The following is a 19,318-nucleotide window of genomic DNA, read 5'->3' on the forward strand; positions in this document are numbered from 1 at the left end:
TGGCCAGCGGCGCCAGCCGACCCTACCCGGTTTCGGCTACTTCTGCTCCTCCTTCCTCTCCACCGGGACGTCCTTGAGCCTGTAGGAGCGCCCGGTTATCCTAACGATGTGGCAGTGGTGGCATATCCTGTCCGCTATCGCGCTGGCGGCGACCTCGTCCCCGAAGACCTTCGCCCACCCGCCGATGCCGACGTTCGTGGTGATTATCGTCGAGCGCTGCTCGTAGCGCGTGCCGACCAGCTGGAACAGCAGGTCGGCGCCCCCTTCGTCGATGTCCAGGTAGCCGAGCTCGTCTATGATGAGGAGCTTGGAGTGCGCATAGTACTTGAGCCTCTTCTTCAGGATGCCCCTCGCCTGGGCGTCCCTCAGGTCGTCGACGAGCCTCGCGCAGTCGATGAACTTGACCTCGCGACCCGCCCTCACGGCCTCGACCCCGATGGCGACCGCGAGGTGGGTCTTCCCGACGCCCGGGCTCCCCACCAGCAGGACGTTCTCCGCCCGTTCCATGAACCTGAGGGTGGAGAGCTCCTCGAGAAGCGGGCGCGGGACCGACGGCTGGAACGTCCAATCGAAGTCCGCCAGCGTCTTCACGCACGGGAGGCCGGAGGAGCGTATCCTCAGCCTCGTGATCCTCTCGGTCCTCGCCTCCACCTCGACCTGGGTCATCTCCGCGACCGCGCGGGCGAGGTCGGCGTCCCCCTCCGCCACCATCCTCATGTAGTCAGGCAGCATGGATGCCATCTCGTGGAGCCCGAGCGTGCACAGGTTCGCCTGCGCCCGGATGTAGGGGCTGGCCTCGCCCACCGCCGCCGTCACAGCCCGCCCCCGATCCCCTCGAGCAGCTCGAGGTTGGCCCGGGCCTGCTCGCGGATGTCGGCGTCGGCCGCCCACGCCTTCCCGGCCATGGCCTCGACGTAGTGGTCCTCGGTATAATTGATGCGCGCGGAGCCCCGCGAGGCATCGTGCACGGCGACGAGCCCACCCGCCACGGTGACCCGTATCTGCCCGCCCGGCATCGACACCACCCTGGCCTTCCTGCCTATGCACCCGCGGGGCACCGACCACTGCCTGCCCGCCGCCCTGACCAGCATCGTCGGGGGCACGACCTGCTCGGTGACGTCGCCGACCATCGACTCGAGCAGCGCGACGTTGCCGATCGGCCGCAGGTGCTCCTTTTCCCGCAGGAACAGCGCCGCCGGGGGCAGGCCGGTCGTCTCGTTGGGCTCGGAGTTGCTCCTCGACTCGATCCGCGCTATCGCCTCGAGCAGGCCCTCCAGCCCGACGAAGTCGCCGTCGTAGGCCAGAAGGCGCGACAGGAACCTGTTGGCCGACTCGTCCTTGCCCTTCGTCTGCGGCGTGCGGGTCCTGCAGAGCTGCAGCTCGAATCCCGCCTCCCTGGCGAAGCGGGACACCCGCCCGTTCTTCTCCCTTCGGCCCGACGATGCGCTCACGACCGCCGCCATGTTGTCGGTGAGGCACTCCTGCGGGACGCCGCCCATGAACCTGAACGCGCCGAGCAGGCACGCCAGCAGGTCGTCGGTCGTCCTGGTCGGGGAGTAGGTGAACTTGTGCAGCCTCGAGTACCCGAGCGTCGCCGTGAACACGTTGAACTCGAAGACCTCGCCGTTCGCGTCGACCATCCTGACGTCCTCCTTCCAGTCGAATTGCAGCTGGCGGCCCGGCGGGGTCTCGAAGCGCGGGTGCGCCTCGGAGTCGCGGGCGGCGCCGAACTCGATGCCGCGGCTGCGGCAGTACGCGGTGAAGGCGTTGTAGCCGGGCAGCCCCGCGCCTGCGTGGCGGTGGAGCAGGTACTCGTGCACGGCCCTCTTGGTGACGCCCGGCAGCCCCGCCTTCTCCTCGATCACCTCCCTCACCGCGTCGAACCCGCTCGGCCGCGGCGGCCTGTCGGCGGGCGCCTCCCCGAGGCGCCAGTACTTCGCCACGGTCTTCCGGTCCATCCCGTGCCTCCGCGCGACCTCGCTGAAGTTCGGCTTGGCGCCGGCCTGCCTGTACATATTCAGCTCTCCCATCACGTTCCTCTCCATCAAGGTCCTCCTTTCGAGCGGCGCTCGAGCGGAGGGTACTTCGTTGGTCTGGTTGGGTAAAGCCGATTGGCGCGAACGGCCGTTGCGAATTGGTGCGACCGGGATTCCCGCTTGGTGTGAATGGGGATTTTTATATTGGCAGTATCAGCTTTCAGGGCGCCACCTCCTTTCCGACCTGCTGGAATGCGCGGGCCTGGCCAGGTCGAGCTACTATTATGCGCTGTCGCACCCGAAGGCGCCCACGAGGCCCGAGCTTTGGGAGGCCGCCGCGGAGATATTCTCCCGCACCCCCAACGGATGCGGGCACCGCCAGATAGCGATGTGCCTGCGCGCCGAGCTGGGCGCGCGCATAGCCGACAAGACGGTCCTCAAGATGATTGCGCGAGATGGGCATCAGCTGCGGGATACGGCGCGAGACCGACTACCACCGCTACAGCTCCTACAGGGGCGTCGTCGGAAAGACCTTCGAGAACGTCGTCGGGCGCGACTTCTCGGCCGCCGCGCCGTGGCAGAAGATGGGGACCGACGTCACCGAGTTCAAGCAGCCGTGGGGCAAGGCCTACTTCGCGCCCGTCTACGACTTCGGGAGCAAGGAGATCGTCGCGTGGGCGGCGTCGACCAGGCCCGACATGGAGCAGCAGGAGCTCCTGCTCGACCGGCTGCTGGAGCGGATGCCGGAGGGCGCCAGGCCCATCCTGCACAGCGACATGGGCTGGCAGTACCAGCACCCCCGCTGGACGGAGAGGCTGAGGGCGGCGGAGATCACCCAGAGCATGTCGAGGAAGGGTAACTGCCTGGACAACGGGGCGACCGAGCAGGTGTTCGGCCACATGAAGGACGAGTTCTTCCGGGGCCGGGAGTGGCCCGACTTCGAGTCGTTCAGGGCCGACCTCGACGCCTACGTGACCCACTGGAACACGAGGAGGCGCCAGGTCAAGCTGAATGGGCTGACCCCGGAGGAGTTCCGGGGCCAGCCCATCGCGGCGTAGTCTATATTTGCGTCGTCCAAGTTTTGGGACGCAGTTCAGGTTCAGACCGGGACGCCCCTCCGAAAAGAACGCGATTGTCGTCTACCGCTCCAGCTCGGCCTTGAACCAGCTCGTGAGGCTCGTGGGGTGCGTGATGGCCGTCCCCACCACGACCGCCCACGCACCGGCGTCGATGGCGGCGCGCGCCTCGGCGGGCGTGTGCACGCGACCCTCGCACACCACGGGCACGCCGGGGAATTCCTCGACCGCCTGTCGGAGCAGCGGCAGGTCCGGGCCGTCGGCCATACCGCAGTCGATGGCGGCGGTCCCGTGCGAGAGCGTGGTCGAGACCATGTCGAAGCCCAAATCGGCCGCGCGGCGGACGTCCTCGATCGTGGCGCAGTCCGCCATGATGAGCACGCCCTCCTCCTTGAGGGGCGCCACGGTGTCCTCGAGCGAGCGGCCGTCGGGGCGCGGGCGGTCGGTGGCGTCTATCGCGACGATGTCGGCCCCGGCATTCACACAGGCGCGCGCGTGGCGCAGCGTCGGGGTGATGTACACCCCCTCGTGCCCGTCCTTCCACAGGCCGATGACCGGCACCTCGACGCGCCCCTTGATGGCGGCGATGTCGGCCAAGCCCTGGCAGCGAATCGCGGCGGCGCCGCCCAGCTCGCAGGCGCGCGACATGGCCGCCATGATCTCGGGCGTGCGCAGGGGCTCGCCTGGGTAGGCCTGCACGCTCACGATGAGTTTGCCCTCAAGCGAGGCGATGAGCGGGTTCATTGACATAGCGGTGCCTCCTATCAACCGATGCTATGCGGTGAGCATCTCGGCAATCTTGGGCGCGAGCAGCTCGGTCAGACGGTCGTAGCCCGCATCGTTGAGATGCAGCCCATCCACGTAGAGCTCGCGGCGCGCCTCCCCCGTCTCGTCCACGAACGCGGGGAACACGTCCAGAAGCTCGGTCTGCCCATCCAAGATCAACTCCTGATATTCGGAGAAGATCATGTGGGAGAAATCGTTGCTGCGGATGCCGGGAACCTGATGATAGCTGCGCAGGGCCTCGATGCACGGCAGCGTCGAGTACAGCAGCACCTTCGTCTGCGGGCAGTTTCCGCGGATCAGGTCGATGACGTTCTTCACGTTGCGCGCTATCTCGCGCGGCGAGCTCATGACCGTGTTCCCCAAATCGTTGATGCCCACCATGAGCACCACGAGCGCGGGGTCGTACTTCACGACGGCCTCGTCCACAACCCACAGCAGCTCTTCGGCGACCGCGCCGCCGATACCGCAGTTGTACTTGTTCTCTATCTCGGGAAAGCACCGCTCAATCGGATAGCACTCGGTCAGCGAGTCGCCGAAGAACACCACGCCGCCGGGACGCGCCGCCTTCGTCTGCTCCATGATGGCGAGGATGCGCCGCAGCTGCCCCTCGCGCAGCTGGTAATAACCCGGGTTGTACCTCATCGTCTCCCTCATGCGACCCCCTCTATCTCCATGCCGATCTCGAACATGCGGTGCCAGGGCATGTAGACGCGCCCGATGCGGGTCGGGCACGCGCGGGCGAAGTCGAGTTCGTCGAAACGCTCCTGCAGCTCGGTGCGGATAATCTCGGCGACCTGCTCCTCCCGGTCCTTGAAATCATAGTAGCCCAAACCGAGGGCGGGCAGCTCCTCGGCGACCACGCGCGGACGCACGAGCGCCTGATAGAACACGTCTTCGATGATGCGGTAGCAGGTATTGCGGGCAATCTCGCCCTGGTTCGTCCCCACGAGCGCCTGCGCGAGCACGGTGCCCAGCGTGTTGCAGTTCGTATTCCACCCGGCGTAGGCGCAAAGCCCGCCGAGCACGCCCAGACGATCGAGATAGCGGACGCACTGGGCGTCGCCGCCGTTGGCGAAGGCGCTGTCGCACAGGGCCACGCGCCTGCCGTCGGCCAGATACTCGGCGATGCGCTGCGTGAAATCGGAGAGCTGGCGCCAGCTCGTGTAGGTGAGGTCCTTCTCATGCTCGGGGACGAACGCTTCCTGCATCACCTTGCCGGGGCAGTTGATCGCGAGCAGCACGTCGGCCTCGGCCGGGGCGTCGGCGAGGCGCGCGCCCGTCACCCGCACGTGGGACTTCAAGCTCTCCATCATCGGCCGGTCCTCGTACAGGGGAACGATGTGCGGCCCCGCGACCGATGCGAAGAACGGCCACACGCGCGGCGAGCGCCCGGCGGCCTCGTTGCATGCGCGGGCGAGCAGCGACATCGAGACCTCGTCGGCGCCGGGGTAAATCATGCACCGCATGTCCAGCCCGCGGCGCTTGAGCTCGGCGATGACGCGCTTCTGCGAGATCGCCGTGTAGCCGAAGGGAGCCGAATCGTCCTGCGGGATGACGAGGAAGTCGATGGTGCCGTCCTCGAGCAGGCCGAGCGCCTCGACATTCATGTCCTCGTTGAAGGCGCGGCGGCTCTCATAGTCGAGGACCACCTCGTCGGGAATCTCGATGGCCGCGAGCTCCGCGTCCTCCTCGGGCGAAAGCCCCTCGCGCTCGCGCAGGTCCATGAGGTACTTGCGGCGGAACAGGCGGTAGCCCCAGTCGGCGTAATATTCCGGCTCCTCCTCGGACGAATCGTAGGAGGGGGCGCGCATGATGCACTGGAACGCGTATATCTTGAGGCCGGGGTTGGCGCGGCGCATCTGGCGCAGGACCCCGAAGCGCCGGACGGCCTCCTCGCGCTCGAGATGATGGAGGCGCGAGGGAATCAGCCCTCCGTACAGCAGCATGTCGAGCGACACGACGGCGAAATCGAGGTGCTCGATGCCGTCGAGCAGAAAACGCTCAATCCGGGCGGCGTCAGCCGGAATCCGCTTGCTCCCCAGCACCTCGAGCGCGGGGACCTCGAGTTCCAACTCCTCGTTCGTCCGCGCGATCATCTGCGGAAAGACGCGGTTGCACGGTCGCTCGTCGAGCGGCAGCAGCTTTCCTTTCACTTCAAACTCCCATCTAGACAGGAAGGGGCCGCGAGCACGGCCCCTTCCGAACAATCTGTCGGCGAGGCGTCAGGCGAGGTATCGCTCGATATCCCGCAGCGCCTCCAAAATCGACGGCTCGCGCACCACATCGACCGGACACGCGACATCGGAGACCAAGTAGGAACGCTCCGCCTTGCCGAACATCTCGAAATCGTTCGGCGCGTCGCCGATGGCGAAGATGCGCTTGCCAGCATACATCTTCGCGAGCGCCGCGCCCTTCGACACGCCGCGCGGCATCAGCTCGAGCGAGGTCGCCGACGACATCACCGCCTGCACGTCGCGATAGGTCTCGTTGACCATGCGGGCAATCGGCTCGAGGTCGGCCGCATCGCCCACCACCAAAAACAGCACGACCGGCTGGCAGCGGATGAGCTCGCGCATATCGCTCTTGATGATATGCGAGTCGTACAGCTCCTTGGGGAAGCTCGGGTCGCGCTCCGAGGTCCAATACCGGTTGGAGACCGTGTTGATCTCGATGCGCACGGGGGCGTGCTCGATGCGCTCGAAGATGGCGAGCGCGCTGGCCGGGTCGAGAAGCTCGGCCTCGATGCGCCCGCCGCTCACGCGCACGGCGCCGTGCTGCGAGATGCGATTCGCGAAATGCAGGCCGAAACGCTCGCCGGCGCAGATGATGTCGTGATCGAGGCGCCCGGTGCCGATGGCCATCGTGCAGCCACGTTCCTGCAGGCGTCCCAAGGCATCCACCGTCTCCTGGCCGCCGATCACGTTGTTGTCGGCGTCGAGCAGCGTGCCGTCCATATCGAAGGCGACGACGATGTCGCGGGGGTCGAGAGAGGCCACGGCGTTACGCCTCCTCGGTCGAGGCCGCCTCGACCTCGCGGTCCATGGCCTTCACGAAGGGCATGTAGATGAGCACGCACACCACGAGGATGACGACCGCCGTGAGGGCCGCGCCGATGCTGCCGCCCGTCGAGAGGAAGGCGCCGAGAACCGGCGGGGTCACCCAAGGCGTCATGACGTAGGTGTACCCGGCGATGCCGAGCGTGGTCGCCAGCGCGCCGATGCCCATGCCGACGAGCGTCGTGATAATCATGGGGATGATGAGCACCGGGTTCATGACGACCGGCAGGCCGAACATGATGGGCTCGGAGATGTTGAACAGGGCGGGAACCAGACCGACCTTGGCGACCGTGCGGTAATCGGCGCGACGCGAGACCAGCAGGATGGCGATGACGAGCGCGAGCATGTTGGCCGCGCCGCCCATGAACATGAACGAATCGAGGAACGGCTTGGTCATGATGCCCGCCATCGCTCCGCCGGAGGCGACGGCCTCGGCGTTAGCGGTGAGCGTGATGAGGAACAGCGGCTCGAGGATGGGGTTCATGATGCTCGCGGAGTGGATGCCGAAGCCCCAGAGCAGCATGTAGACGATGTAGATGACCACGAGGCCGACCGGCGAGTTCACAAGGCCGAGCAGCGGCGTCTGCACCCAAGAGGTGATGAGGTCGTTGACGGGCATGCCCGCAAGTCCGCTCAACACGCGCACGAGGCCGAAGATGATCACGGTCAGCGTCACCGGGATGATGGAGTTGATGGAGCGGGCGATGCCGCCGGGAACCTCGGGCGGCATCTTGATGATGAGCGCGTCGAAGCCCGCGAGGAACCGATAGAGCTCGACCGCGAGGATGGCGGAGATGAACGCCGTGAACATGCCCGTGGAGGATAGATAGCCGGTGGAGACGAACTCACCGATGTTCTCGTCCGTGCCGAACGGCGTCAGGCACAAAAAGCACACCACCGCGGTGGTGGCGCCGATGCTCGTATCGAGACCGTAGTGCTTCGTGAGCGCCTTGGACGTCGTGAACGCCAGAAGCAGGCCGAGCACCGACATCGAGGCCGAGGAAATGAAGGCGCCGAGCTGCTGGGCCTCGGTGAAGGGGTTGCCGAACAGCATGTTCGTCAAGCCGCTCGGTCCCAAGATGACACTGTTGATGAGCGTGAACAGCGACGCCGTGATGACGAGCGGCATGACGGCGATATAGCCGTCGCGGATGGCGCAGAGCCACCGGTTGCTGCCAATCTTTCCCGCAAGCGGCATGATCTTTTCCGAAATCTTGTCTAAGAGTCCTGTTTTCATCTACGTCTCGCCCTCCCAATCATGTACGGTTTCGACGTGCATTGCCGGATATTTGGGGATTAACCTGCAGGTCAAAGCCTTGCCCCATCTCACCGGCGTCCTGTGCGAACCTCTGCGCGCTCGAGATTCGCCTCGCATACCCTGCATTGTATGGAACGTCGATACGCGCTACTTGTCCAAATTCGCTTTGTCAGTCGTTCAAATTTCGCGAGTTCGTGATATTTGTTCGGAATTGCACAGAAATCTGTTGACAAGATAGCTATCAAATAGAAAAGCGATATGCAAAGCCATGTGCGAACTCTGAGTGCGATTATGCACTTTTATCGTGCTATACCTGCGCTTTTTGAACCGTCTTCACGAAGATGGCCTCCAACCGTTCGCCGAATATTTGCATCCTTTGGGCGAATTGTCATCCATCTATCAAACACAGCGTCACAATGGAAGAAATTTTTGACAATAACCGTACAGGCGAGGAACCGTGGACGCGACGACCACCGGCAAGATATTCCAAGTCAATATCGAATCCGACCACAACGAGCCCATGCGCTACAAGAACGTCCTGCTCTACCAGCTCGGCGAGGTGCGCTACGAACAGGGATTCGACGACGACCACGAGCAGTGGTGCTACGAGCTGAGCGTCATCCTCTCGGGCACCGGGACGTTCTCCATCGATGGAAGCGTCATCCCCGTGAAAGCGGGCGACATCGTGCTGTCCCCAAAACGCGGCCGCCACGTGGTGTCGGCGCTCGACAACCAGTTTCGCTTCCTCTATCTCGGTTTCGACCTCGCACACGACACCGGCTTCGAGTACATGACGGTATTCCAGATGTATCTGGGAAGCCTGCGCGAGAACGTGTGCCGAACCGACCTCTACGGCATCGGAGGCATCATGTCCTCCATGATCGAGGAGTTCAACAAGAACCTCCCCTACTCGTTCGAATACCTCATCAACAGCCTGGAGACCATCATCATCCTCTCGTTCCGCACGTTTGGGAACTACCGGCACGAAGGGGAGATGACCGCCGTCAAGGCGACCTCCGTCGGCACGACCGTCTACACGCTCATCAAGTACATCGAGGACCACGTCTTCTCCATCCCGGACATCAAAACGCTCGCCGCGCAGATGCACTTCAACTACGACTACGTGTCGCATGTCTTCAAAAAGCGCACCGGCACCACCCTCAAGCACTACATCATCCAAGTGAAGATGAAGAAGGCGCGCGAGCTGATTGCCGACGGAACGTGGTCCATCTCGGAAATCGCCTGCATGCTGGGCTACGAATCGATACAGTCGTTCAGCAAGGCGTTCAAGAAGGAGCTGGGCGTGTCTCCGAGCGCCTTCAAGCGCGGGGCGGACGTCTCGGGCGGCACGTCCGAGACGTCCGCCCCTATAATGGAGCCAAACGATACGACCCAAGAAAGCGAGACCTCGTGACGAACCCCGCCGCAAGCTCCCATTCCGCAGACACCCCCGATGGCCCCAAGCCGGAGACCGCCAAGGACCGGCTGTGCATCATCTTGGGAGCGGAAGGGCTCTCCCGCGTCGAGGGGTCGGTCGTCATGGTGCTCGGCTGCGGCGGCGTCGGGTCGAGCTGCGTCGAGGCGCTTGCGCGCGGCGGCGTAGGCACGCTCGTCATCGTGGACAAGGACGTCGTCGCGCCCTCGAACATCAATCGCCAGGCCATCGCCTTCGAGAGCACCGTGGGCGCACGCAAGGTCGACATCATGGCCGCGATGGTGCGCGACATCAACCCCGCCTGCCGCGTCATCGCGCGCGACGCCTTCGTGCTCGCCGAGAACCTCGAAGAGCTCATCGACACCTGTCTCGCCGCGACGGGCGGACGCCTCGACTACGTCATCGACGCCATCGACACCATCTCCACGAAGCTCGCCATCGCCGCGCTCACCCAGCAGCGCGGCCTTCCCCTCATCAGCTCCATGGGCGGGGCGAAGAAACTCCATCCCGAGTGCCTACGTTTCGCCGACGTGCACAAGACGGTGAACTGCCCGCTCGCGCGCATCATGCGCAAGGAGTGCCGTCGTCGCGGCATCCGCCATCTGCGTGTCCTGTACTCCTGCGAGGAACCCGTGCGCATCTCGGCCGCACCCGGCGCGGCGCGCAGCGAGCGCACCGATCTGGGCACCGCGAGCTGGATGCCCCCCATTATGGGGCAGATGCTCGCGGGAGAAGTCCTGCGGCAGCTCTCGGGCGTCGGCGCGGACGACGACACCAACGCGGCGCTCGCCATGCACGACGCCGCACAAAAGGGCAAGCTGGCCGGACGCAAGGGCGGCAAGGCGTGAGGGCCGCTGCGCGCGAGGCGGGCGGGCGGACGCTCCGTCCGAGGTGCGCGGGAACGCAAATCCTTCCGGCGAAGATGCGCCCCCGGCGGGGGGCTATCGCCTCGTCGACATGCACTGCCACCTGAGCCACATGGCGAACGGCCCCGAAGTCGCGGCCGCCGTACGACAACGCGGTATCGCCCTGCTCGACGCCACGCTCGCACCGTCCGAGTACCCGGCAGCGTGCGAGCGCTTCGCCGCGGCACCCAACGTGTGTGTCGCTTCCGGGCTCCATCCCTGGCGCATCGAGGCGGGCCCTGCCGGCGAGAAGACGGCTGCGCGGGCGGCCGCCCAAGCCGCCGCCCACGAATTCGTGGGCGAAGTCGGGCTCGACTTCTCGCGCGCCCATGCATCGACGCGCGCGGCGCAGCCCTGCGCCTTCGACCGCATCGTGGCCGCCTGCGCCGCGCAGCCGCGCGCGGGCCGCGTCGTGTCCATCCATGCCGCGCACGCCGCCACAGAAGCGCTCGACATCCTCGAGCGCCACGGTCTCCCCGCATACGCGACCTGCATCTTCCACTGGTTTTCGGGCAGCGGCGAGGACTTGAACCGCCTGCGCGCGCTCGGGCGCCTCGTCTCGGTCAACGAGTGCATGCTCGCGACCAGGCGCGGGCGCGCCTACGCGCGCCAACTGCCGGAAGACGCACTGCTCTTGGAGACGGATACGCCCGCACGGCTCGATGCCCCCTGCTCCGCCGCAGAGCTGGAAGCCTCGCTCGCCCACACGCTCTCCCTGCTCGCCGAGATCCGCGGCACCTCTACGCAAACGCTCGCCCCCGCTCTTGCGGAGACGAGCGTGCGTCTCTTGCGATTGTAATCAGCAGATGCGCGGGGCGGCGCATCGCGCAACTCGATGAACCGCCCCGCCGCAGTCCGGACGGTTAGACCACATTGAACGTGAAGCGCGTGCCCGCACGCAGGCCGTCGAGCAGCATGAGCTCCGCGCCATCGATATACCCCACCACATTCGTCCGCCCGCTGTTTTCCATGGCCGCGAGCGCAATCTGAACCTCGCCGGCATACTGGCCGTAACCGTCGTTGTCCACGAGCACATCGCCCCGCCGGATATCGACCGTGTTGAAGGGAGCGACCTCCCCTTTCACCATCCGGCTCTCGACGGTACGCACGAGATAGCCGTTTTGCTCGGGACGACACGACAGGCCGAGGCGCAGGCGCCGCTCAAGCTCCTTCGGCAAACCGGGAGCGCAATGCAAGGTGAACGCCATCGGGGCTGCGACGCCCGCAGCGATTGCCGCAAGCTCGCGCTCGCTCGCAAAGCAGTTGCCCACGATGATGTCATCCACGCAGCCGAGTTGCACGAGGTGACGGGCCTGCACGGCGGCGGGCAGATCGCGATGCATCTCAAGCGTAGGCAAACCGTCGCATGCCGGCCACGGACCGAAGGCCTCCGGCTCCTGCGATGACACGAATGCCTGGAGTGGAAGCCCGCGCTCCTTCCACCGACGCGAGCAGGTCAGAAAATACTCGAGCGTCAGACCCGTGTAGCGATGCGGATAGTAGTTATGGCAGCCTACGATGCGCGCCGGCTCCCCACCGCTCGCGAGCAGCGCCCCGATGTGGTCGCACGCGTTTGCCGAGGCGTTGAGGCACACCCCGATGCCCGCCTCGTTGCGCGTGAGAAACGCCTCCTCCATCTCGGAGAGACCGAGATCGAGACGCATGACATCGCAGCCTATCTCCTGGAGAAATCCCAGATCGAGCTTGCCGCGCAAAACGCTCGCATTCACGCCGAAGCGCGCAAGCACCGAAGGGTTCACGTCGCAGAACACCTCGAAGCCGAGCGCATGCGCCTCGTCGGTCAAAGCCCGATAACGTGCCGTGACTTCATCGCGTTCATCGCGGACGCCGAGCAGTGCCACGAACAGCACGCGATAGCCGTGACGGGCGGCGAGGCGCAGGTATTCTCGGCACGCCTCGGCAGAGGCGAATTCCGGGTAGAGGGAAATGCCCAACCGCACCTCACGCATGGGAGACCTCCCCGCCGAGATCCTCGCCGTTCGTCTCGATCACGCGCTGGTACCAATAGAACGAGTCCTTGCGGCTGCGCTCGAAGGTGCCCGTTCCGTCATCGTGGCGATCGACGTAGATGAAACCGTAGCGCTTCGCGAACTCGCCGGTCGAGGCGCTCACCAAGTCGATGGGGCCCCACGAGGTGTAACCCATGAGGTCGACGCCGTCGGCCACCGCCTCGGCCATCTGCTCGATGTGCTGGCGCAAATACTCGATGCGGTACGGGTCGTGGATGGAACCGTCCTCCTCGACCGTATCGTAGGCACCCAAGCCGTTCTCCACGAGCATGACGGGCTTCTGATAGCGATCCCAGATGGCATTCAGCGACCAGCGCAGGCCCACCGGATCGACCTGCCAACCCCAGTCGCTCGTCTTGAGGTAGGGATTCTTTGCGCCGAAGGCGAAGTTGCCGCCCGTCGTCTCGAGCTTCTCGGGATGCGCGGAGAGGCAGACCGACATGTAGTAGCTGAACGTGACGAAGTCGACCGTGCCGCGCGCGAGCGTCTCGGCGTCGTCCGGCTCCATCGCGACCTCGATGCCCTTCTCGGCAAAGTGGCGCCTCATGTAGCTGGGATAGTATCCTCGCACCTGAACATCGGAGCAGAACCAATTGGCCACGTGCATGCGCTGCTGCACGAGCACCGCGTCATCGGGATCGCAGGTATAAGGGTACATGAGCGCAAACGAGGACATGCAGCCGATGCGGTACTCGGGATAGCGCTCGTGGGCCAGAGCCGTCACGCGCGCGGCAGCGACGAGCATATGGTGCAGCGCTTGGAAGCGCTCGGCGGGGTTATCGGGCAGGCCGTTGATGGGCCCCTCGTACCCGCGGACGGTGCTCAAGTTGAGCACGGCCCCGCCGCGACCGATGCCCGTATTCATTTCGTTCAGCGTGAGCCAGTAGCGCACCTTGCCCCGATAGCGCTCGAACACGCAGGCGCAAAAGCGCTCGAAGCACGCGATGAGCTCACGGCCGGCCCAGCCGTTGTACTTGCTCGCCAGCGCATAGGGCATCTCATAATGGCTGAGCGTCACGATGGACTCGATGCCGTGCTCGCGGCAGCAGTCGAACACGCGGTCATAGAACGCCAGACCGAGCTCGTTGGGCTCCGCCTCCTCCCCCGTAGGGAAGACGCGCGTCCACGCAATCGAGAGCCGCAACGCCTTGAAGCCCATCTCCGCGAGCATCGCGATGTCCTCGCGATAGCGATGGTAGAAATCGCACGCCTCGTGGCTCGGATAGAACGTGTCCGGCTCAAGGGTCGGCGTGATGCGCTTGTCGACTTTATGCGATCCGGCCGTACACACGTCAGGCACCGAGACGCCCTTGCCGTCCACATCCCATGCGCCCTCGATCTGATTGGCCGAGATGGCGCCGCCCCACAAGAATCCATCGGGAAATCTACCCATGGAACACCTCCAAATACAACGAGGGGCGAGGCTCGAAGAGCCGCGCCCCAATCACAAGTCACCCGCAGAGAGCGGGGCACATGCGCACATGCGCCAAGATGGTCCCTACGCTTCGGAAGCGGCCTTCTCGGCAGCCTCCTTCTCGCACAGCTGATGGTCATACACCTTCACGAACGGCAGGTAGACCAAGAAGGCGATGACGAAGGCCATAGGGGCAATGAAGAGGTTCTGCCACGCAAGGGAGGGCATGAAGCTCTGCATGATGATCGGCAGCTGCGTCATGATGAGCAGGTGGCCGGGCTGGAAGAAATCGAGCGAGTAGCCGATATAGGCAAAGAACATGATGATCATGGGGTTCAGGATAAACGGGATGGCCATGATGGGGTTATAGATGATGGGGGTACCGAACGCCATGGGCTCGGAGATGTTGAACACCGCAGGAACGATACCGGCCTTGCCCACAGCGCGAAGCTGCTCGGACTTGGAACGCATGCAAAGCACGGCGAGCGGCAGCACGTTGCCGCTACCACCGCAGCAAGACATGACGCCATACAGGGCGATCGGAGCGAACATGGCAGCCTGGCCGGAGGCGACGAGCTCGGCGTTCTGGGTGTAGAACTGGATCATGGGGGCCATGATGACCGGAGAGAGCACCATCGCGCCGTGGATGCCGAGACTCCAGAGCAGCTGGCACACAAACGCGAGTACGAACATGCCGGGCACCGACATGAGGGGCGTCAGCGGGATGGACAGGATACCGGCGATGGCGCCCGGGAGCACGACGCCGATGGTCATCTGGGCAAGTGTGTTGAGACCATGCCAGAGCAGGATGCAGATGACGAGCGGCACGAGGGTCGCGAAAGCGTCCGAAAGGAACTGCGGAACCGCGTCGGGCATCTTGAGGCTCACGTGATGCTTCTGGCAGAAATCGATGATCTTGACCGAAACCAGCGGGATGATGAGCGCGGTGAAGAGACCGGTGCCGCCAAGGTAGGTGGTGGCGAGCACGCTCATGGTCGAGCCGTCCTGCAGGGTGACACTCTGAACGGGAGCACACACGAGCAGGAAGAGAATCATGGTGACGATGCCGTTCGCCAGCGCGCCCTCCATCTCCAAGTTCTTGGAGTAGATGTAGCCCACGGCGAAGGCCACGACGACGCCCAGGATGCCCATGGTCATGTTATAGGGCGTGGTGAGCCACATATAGGCGGCGTCGGTCGTCTCGAGCACGCCTACGATATCCAGCAGCGTGGCGACGACGGTGAAGATGGCGCCGGCGAGGATGACCGCCATGGCCGCCATCATGCCACCGCTGATGGCGGACAGGGCCTTATTGGCCTGGAGCTTGCCGCCCCATTCCTGCAGCTTCATCATCACTGGGGATTGATACAGGTTGTCAAGTTTGGACATTGGTGTTCCGTTTCTCTTCGATCGAGACGGGTATCTAGCCCTGGACGAGAGACTCGACGAGCTTCATGATATTGGCGCAGTTGCCCGTGCCGTAATCGGTCGGCGGAATGACGGCGACCGGCATGCCGGACTCGGCGGCGATGTTGTCCTTCTGATAGGAAATCTGCGGACCCATGAGGATGCAGTCATACTCATGGCAGACCGTCTTGTACGTGTTGACGCTCTGGGCGGCGATGCTGAAATCGATCCCCTGCTCAGCGGCATACTTCTCAAGCTTCTTCATGAGAATGCTCGTGGACATCCCCATGGCGCAAACCAGCAATACCTTCATTGTTGCGATTCTCCTTGCATAACGGTCGTATCAACAAAGACGGCGGCCTTGAGCGCGCCATCCCGCCCGCATTACTCGGCGCGCGTCGCGTCGAGCTCGCGATACACATTCACGATCTCCTCGACCAGCTCCTGCGCGAGCATCGAGGTCATGAGATGGTCCTGGGCGTGCACGAGCATCACGTCGACGACGGTATGGTCGCCCAAAGCCTCCTTGGAAAGAAGCTGGGTCTGCACGTGATGGGCCTCGAGCGCGGCCTCCTTGCTCTGCTCGAGCAGGGCCTTCGCCGCCTCGAAATCATGCTCCTTGGCCTTCTTCAGCGCCTCGAAGGCGAGGCTGCGCGCCTGACCCGCCGAAGCGATGATGCCGAAGGAGATCATCTCGGTGCTCTGTTCCTCCTCTGCCATGGTTTTCACCTCCCTCTCGGTTTGCAAATATCTCAATGGAAAACGTATGGGCTATCGTGCGGAGCACGACTCGATGGGATCGACCAACTCGATGAGCGTCTGCCAAGAGCGCTCGGAAAGCAGGCGGTCGATGAACGCCTCGCTCAAAACCAGCTCAGACATCGCCGAGAAGAAGCCCTCGGAGACGTCGGTCGCATCGCGGGCGATTGAGACGAGGAACACCGCCTGCACCTCGCGACCTCCCCAGATGATGGGTTCGTCGATGAGGGCGAGGGCCACGAAGCTCTGCGTGCTCGCCGCTTCGAGCGGGTGCGGCATGGCGACCCGGTTGCCGAATGCCGTCGGAGCCGCCTGCTCGCGGCGATACACCAAATCGAGGAAATCGGGCGAAAGGTCGTAGACACGCGAGGCCTCGCCGACCAGCAGCTCGATTGCCTCCTCGGGCGTCGAGCACGACGCATGCGGCAGAAAAAGCTCCTCGCAGAACAGCGGGCGGGCATCCGACCGCCGCGAATCGGAAAGCAGGATTTCACGCACGTCGCTCACCTCTGCCGCGTCCAGAAAATAGCCCACTTGGCGTACCGGGACCGGCACCTCCTCGGCAAGCGGAACCGTCGTGAACACATAGTCGATGCGCGAGAAGTCGACGAAGCGCACGTGGGCGGCATCGCATGTCTCGATATGCTCGACGTACGAACCGAACTCCTGACGATAGCGGTGCTCCAGCAGCCGGGCGCTGCCCGCGCCCGAGGCACAGACCACCAGAATGCGTTTCTTGGGGGCATCGGTCTTTTGGCGCTCGAGCGCCAAGGCGAAGGAGAGAGCGATGTAGCCAATCTCTTCCTCGGAAAGCTCGGCTTCATAATGCGCCGCCAACGAGGAGCCCGCCTCGACGGCCATGGAATAGGCAAGCGGAAAACGCGACTTGATGTCCCCCAAGATGGGATTATCGAGATGCAGATGGTGATGCAAGCGCACCTCGAGCGGCACGAGATGGCGCGCGAGATTCATGCGCAGCTCCAAATCGTGCCTCAAGTCGAATCGGAACGTGCGCCACACCGCGTCGAGCATGCCCGTCACGGCATCCCACACCTCATCCGAGATGACAAGCCCCGCCTCCTGATCATCCCCGGCATCGAAATCCCCGAGCAGGCGCTTGCCCGTCAGATGGATGGCGATATAGGCGACCTCCTCGTCGGGCAAAACGACGCCGGTGCGTGCGCCGATGGAATCGGAGATGCGCCGGGCAATCGGGAAACTCGGGGACTTCCGAATCTCGGTGAGCTGCTCGCCCTCCATGGGCACATAGCAACCTTCGCGTATCCGCAACAATGCGATGACGATATGCGTGATGAGATTGCGGTAGGCGACCGAGTTGATGGCGAAGCGTTCCTCGGTCGTCACGTCGTCGACGCAATCGGAAACCACGTCGAACAGCGCACGATACGCCTCGGCGTCGACCGAGAGGCGCGCCGCGCCCTTCAGCTCATCCGAGCCCTCCATGGCGAGGCTCGCGAGGCACAGACGCTTGGCCATCTCGGATCCGATGACCTTGATGCCATGATGGCTGCGCCTGTCGATGGCGAGGCCAAACTGCGCCAAGCGCTCCTCGACCTGTTTCAAATCGTTCGATATGCTCGTCCGGGATACATAAAGGACGCTCGCCAGTGTGTCGATGGCGATGTAATCACTGCGCGAGAGCAAATCGTTGAGGAGATAGGAGACGCGGGCCTCGGCCGTCTGGGGCAACGACGCACGCCGCTGCTTGCGCGCCTGCTCGAATATCGCATCAAGCGTCTGCTCGTCGGCGACGGAAACGGTATAGCCCCGCCCGCGCGCAAGGTCGATAGACGCGACGCCCTCAAGGCTGCGATTGACCGCCTGCACATGGTTGCGCACGGTACGAACGCTCACGCCGAACGCCTCGGCAAGCTCAGCGGGCTTGATGCCCTCGTGCTCCATGATGTGGAGCGCAAATCGCGCCAGCTGCACGTCCATCGGCTTTGACCTCCCCTCGCCTAGCTACGATACCAGCGGCGATGGGACGGGTTCCATACCCGGCTTTTCCCTTCCGAGAAGGAAAGCGTTTGCCGAAAACGAGCGCGCGGCGTGCGTGTGGCGCTCGCCGCGCTCTTTGAGACCCGCCAAGACCTCGTGCACGCCGGGATTCATCAGTGCGGCGTAATCGACCTCGCGCCCGTTCTTCCAATCCCGATAGATGCGCAGGGCCTCGTCAGGCGTCACCGCGCGCCCGATGCGGCCCAACCAGTCGACGAGGGAGCGCTGGAACGACTGGAACGAGGCGCCCACGGTCGCCAACAGCTCCTCGTCGCTCACCTCGATGCCGAATTCCTCGAAGAACTCGCGCTGCTCGATCTGGTAATACGCCTCGGTATCGACGATGACGCCGTCCATATCGAAGATGACGGCTTTGAAGGGAAAGGCTCCTTGGACCATGATGATGGTTCTCCTGAATCCACTCGTGCGCCGCAACGGCGAAGGGCGCCCTTCGCGACGCTACATCGAAAAGGTGTATCGCGACCCGATGATATATTGCTGCCCCACGTACAGCGGCTTGTTGAATTGATCGCGATACCTGCCCCTCAGATTGAAGAGGGGCTCGGCGAGAGGGACCTCGAGCAGTTTCGCGAGCTCGTCATTTGCCAGTTGGATACCAAGCGACTGCTCGCTGCCGCGAAACGCGCGACGATCCGTCCGCTCGCGAATGAGCTTGAACAGCGAAGCGTCGCCCAGCGGCTCAGTCTCGAGGAACTCGAGACCCACTCGAGGGAAAAGATTGTGCTCGACCATGATGGGGCTGCCGTCGGCCGTGCGGATGCGGTCGATGGCAATCAACTCCTCGACCTCATCGCCAAAGAACTCGCGTTCCCCCTCGGGAACCGAAACGACTTCACGACGCAGCAGCTGGGCTCCGGGAACAAACCCGTTCTTGCGGCAGGAAACCGAAAAACCGTTGATTTCCGAGCTCCTGTCATCGAGAATCACGCGCTCGCGGCGTCGCGGCTGGACGAACGTGCCCTTACCTTGACGCTTGACCAACAACCCCTCGTCGACCAGCTGCTCGATGGCCTTGCGAACGGTAATGCGGCTCACGGAGTAGAGCTGGCTCAACTCGGCTTCGGAAGGAATCCGATGCCCCTCGTGATACACGTCGTTCTCGATTGACGAGCGCAAATCGCCCGCCACTTGTTGATAGAGGAGCAGCGGCGAATCTTTGAGCGTTTGAGCGGACAT

19 protein-coding genes are annotated in these 19,318 nt (G+C 64.0%); 4 read left to right on the forward strand and 15 right to left on the reverse strand.

What is annotated here, in order from left to right; genetic code table 11:
- Positions 1-36: 36 nt before the first annotated feature.
- Together istB and istA are read right to left on the reverse strand one after the other, a co-directional pair.
- A complete protein-coding gene (gene istB, locus LK434_RS04505; protein WP_006722192.1) occupies positions 37-816 on the reverse strand; it encodes an IS21-like element helper ATPase IstB in 780 nt (259 codons plus the stop codon).
- The gene (gene istA / locus LK434_RS04510) at positions 813-2,045 is read right to left on the reverse strand and encodes an IS21 family transposase (RefSeq protein WP_227917745.1); all 1,233 of its coding nucleotides are present in this window, start codon (positions 2,043-2,045) and stop codon (positions 813-815) included. Before istA ends, istB begins: the two co-directional genes overlap by 4 nt.
- A 386-nt stretch (positions 2,046-2,431) precedes the next feature.
- Here istA and LK434_RS04515 point away from each other — a divergent pair, with 386 nt between their 5' ends.
- Positions 2,432-3,034 carry an IS3 family transposase gene (locus LK434_RS04515; protein WP_006720466.1) on the forward strand — a complete coding sequence of 201 codons (603 nt, stop codon included), beginning with the start codon at positions 2,432-2,434 and terminating at the stop codon, positions 3,032-3,034.
- An 81-nt stretch (positions 3,035-3,115) separates the two neighbouring features.
- On the opposite strand, the gene LK434_RS04520 is transcribed toward LK434_RS04515, so the two are convergent.
- The 5 genes from LK434_RS04520 to LK434_RS04540 all read right to left on the reverse strand — a co-directional run bounded on the left by LK434_RS04520 (position 3,116) and on the right by LK434_RS04540 (position 8,131).
- Entirely contained in the window at positions 3,116-3,802 is a 687-nt protein-coding gene (locus LK434_RS04520) for an N-acetylmannosamine-6-phosphate 2-epimerase (protein ID WP_006720465.1), read from the reverse strand.
- A 24-nt stretch (positions 3,803-3,826) separates the two neighbouring features.
- On the reverse strand, positions 3,827-4,492 hold the full coding sequence (locus LK434_RS04525; protein ID WP_006720464.1) for an SGNH/GDSL hydrolase family protein: 666 nt from the start codon (positions 4,490-4,492) through the stop codon (positions 3,827-3,829).
- On the reverse strand, positions 4,489-5,991 hold the full coding sequence (locus LK434_RS04530; RefSeq protein ID WP_040360558.1) for a DUF4127 family protein: 1,503 nt from the start codon (positions 5,989-5,991) through the stop codon (positions 4,489-4,491). The genes LK434_RS04525 and LK434_RS04530 overlap by 4 nt, the downstream gene beginning before the upstream one ends.
- A gap of 69 nt (positions 5,992-6,060) precedes the next feature.
- Positions 6,061-6,834: an HAD-IIB family hydrolase gene (locus LK434_RS04535; protein ID WP_006720462.1), complete on the reverse strand. Its 774-nt coding sequence runs from the start codon at positions 6,832-6,834 to the stop codon at positions 6,061-6,063.
- A 4-nt stretch (positions 6,835-6,838) separates the two neighbouring features.
- Complete coding sequence (locus tag LK434_RS04540) at positions 6,839-8,131, reverse strand: PTS sugar transporter subunit IIC (RefSeq protein WP_006720461.1); 1,293 nt, start codon at positions 8,129-8,131, stop codon at positions 6,839-6,841.
- Between the two features lie 478 nt (positions 8,132-8,609).
- Here LK434_RS04540 and LK434_RS04545 point away from each other — a divergent pair, with 478 nt between their 5' ends.
- Genes LK434_RS04545 through LK434_RS04555 form a run of 3 tightly spaced genes read left to right on the forward strand, consistent with a single transcriptional unit; the run spans position 8,610 to position 11,291 of the window.
- Positions 8,610-9,566: an AraC family transcriptional regulator gene (locus LK434_RS04545; protein ID WP_006720459.1), complete on the forward strand. Its 957-nt coding sequence runs from the start codon at positions 8,610-8,612 to the stop codon at positions 9,564-9,566.
- The gene (locus LK434_RS04550) at positions 9,563-10,435 is read left to right on the forward strand and encodes a tRNA threonylcarbamoyladenosine dehydratase (protein WP_006720458.1); all 873 of its coding nucleotides are present in this window, start codon (positions 9,563-9,565) and stop codon (positions 10,433-10,435) included. Before LK434_RS04545 ends, LK434_RS04550 begins: the two co-directional genes overlap by 4 nt.
- A 43-nt stretch (positions 10,436-10,478) precedes the next feature.
- Complete coding sequence (locus LK434_RS04555; RefSeq protein ID WP_227917867.1) at positions 10,479-11,291, forward strand: TatD family hydrolase; 813 nt, start codon at positions 10,479-10,481, stop codon at positions 11,289-11,291.
- Positions 11,292-11,355: 64 nt separating this feature from the next.
- Here the strand turns inward: LK434_RS04555 and LK434_RS04560 are convergent, their stop codons facing one another.
- From LK434_RS04560 to LK434_RS04595, 8 genes are all read right to left on the reverse strand, one after another.
- Complete coding sequence (locus LK434_RS04560; RefSeq protein ID WP_006720455.1) at positions 11,356-12,462, reverse strand: DUF871 domain-containing protein; 1,107 nt, start codon at positions 12,460-12,462, stop codon at positions 11,356-11,358.
- Entirely contained in the window at positions 12,455-13,915 is a 1,461-nt protein-coding gene (locus LK434_RS04565; RefSeq protein ID WP_006720454.1) for a glycoside hydrolase family 1 protein, read from the reverse strand. The genes LK434_RS04560 and LK434_RS04565 overlap by 8 nt, the downstream gene beginning before the upstream one ends.
- A 105-nt stretch (positions 13,916-14,020) precedes the next feature.
- Positions 14,021-15,325 carry a PTS sugar transporter subunit IIC gene (locus LK434_RS04570; protein ID WP_006720453.1) on the reverse strand — a complete coding sequence of 435 codons (1,305 nt, stop codon included), beginning with the start codon at positions 15,323-15,325 and terminating at the stop codon, positions 14,021-14,023.
- 34 nt (positions 15,326-15,359) lie between these two features.
- Positions 15,360-15,656 carry a PTS sugar transporter subunit IIB gene (locus LK434_RS04575; protein ID WP_006720452.1) on the reverse strand — a complete coding sequence of 99 codons (297 nt, stop codon included), beginning with the start codon at positions 15,654-15,656 and terminating at the stop codon, positions 15,360-15,362.
- A gap of 71 nt (positions 15,657-15,727) precedes the next feature.
- Positions 15,728-16,063, reverse strand: a complete 336-nt coding sequence (locus tag LK434_RS04580; protein ID WP_040360557.1) for a PTS lactose/cellobiose transporter subunit IIA — start codon at positions 16,061-16,063, stop codon at positions 15,728-15,730.
- Positions 16,064-16,114: 51 nt separating this feature from the next.
- Positions 16,115-18,061: a BglG family transcription antiterminator gene (locus LK434_RS04585; RefSeq protein ID WP_006720450.1), complete on the reverse strand. Its 1,947-nt coding sequence runs from the start codon at positions 18,059-18,061 to the stop codon at positions 16,115-16,117.
- Between the two features lie 24 nt (positions 18,062-18,085).
- Positions 18,086-18,520, reverse strand: coding sequence for an HAD family hydrolase (locus LK434_RS04590; RefSeq protein WP_006720449.1), 435 nt, complete (start codon positions 18,518-18,520; stop codon positions 18,086-18,088).
- A 60-nt stretch (positions 18,521-18,580) separates the two neighbouring features.
- Positions 18,581-19,318 (reverse strand): GntR family transcriptional regulator, encoded by a 738-nt coding sequence (locus LK434_RS04595; RefSeq protein WP_006720448.1) that lies wholly within the window; start codon positions 19,316-19,318, stop codon positions 18,581-18,583.

This window comes from Collinsella stercoris DSM 13279 (assembly GCF_020735465.1).
Taxonomy (GTDB): Bacteria; Actinomycetota; Coriobacteriia; order Coriobacteriales; family Coriobacteriaceae; genus Collinsella; species Collinsella stercoris.

Excerpts from the sequence above, each read along its gene's own strand:
- istA (WP_227917745.1), bottom strand. The coding sequence starts at position 2,045 with ATGGAGAGGAACGTGATGGGAGAGCTGAATATGTACAGGCAGGCCGGC.
- LK434_RS04515 (WP_006720466.1), top strand. The coding sequence starts at position 2,432 with ATGGGCATCAGCTGCGGGATACGGCGCGAGACCGACTACCACCGCTAC.
- LK434_RS04520 (WP_006720465.1), bottom strand. The coding sequence starts at position 3,802 with ATGTCAATGAACCCGCTCATCGCCTCGCTTGAGGGCAAACTCATCGTG.
- LK434_RS04525 (WP_006720464.1), bottom strand. The coding sequence starts at position 4,492 with ATGAGGGAGACGATGAGGTACAACCCGGGTTATTACCAGCTGCGCGAG.
- LK434_RS04540 (WP_006720461.1), bottom strand. The coding sequence starts at position 8,131 with ATGAAAACAGGACTCTTAGACAAGATTTCGGAAAAGATCATGCCGCTT.
- LK434_RS04560 (WP_006720455.1), bottom strand. The coding sequence starts at position 12,462 with ATGCGTGAGGTGCGGTTGGGCATTTCCCTCTACCCGGAATTCGCCTCT.
- LK434_RS04565 (WP_006720454.1), bottom strand. The coding sequence starts at position 13,915 with ATGGGTAGATTTCCCGATGGATTCTTGTGGGGCGGCGCCATCTCGGCC.
- LK434_RS04570 (WP_006720453.1), bottom strand. The coding sequence starts at position 15,325 with ATGTCCAAACTTGACAACCTGTATCAATCCCCAGTGATGATGAAGCTG.
- LK434_RS04575 (WP_006720452.1), bottom strand. The coding sequence starts at position 15,656 with ATGAAGGTATTGCTGGTTTGCGCCATGGGGATGTCCACGAGCATTCTC.
- LK434_RS04580 (WP_040360557.1), bottom strand. The coding sequence starts at position 16,063 with ATGGCAGAGGAGGAACAGAGCACCGAGATGATCTCCTTCGGCATCATC.
- LK434_RS04585 (WP_006720450.1), bottom strand. The coding sequence starts at position 18,061 with ATGGACGTGCAGCTGGCGCGATTTGCGCTCCACATCATGGAGCACGAG.
- LK434_RS04590 (WP_006720449.1), bottom strand. The coding sequence starts at position 18,520 with ATGGTCCAAGGAGCCTTTCCCTTCAAAGCCGTCATCTTCGATATGGAC.
- LK434_RS04595 (WP_006720448.1), bottom strand. The coding sequence starts at position 19,318 with ATGTCCGCTCAAACGCTCAAAGATTCGCCGCTGCTCCTCTATCAACAA.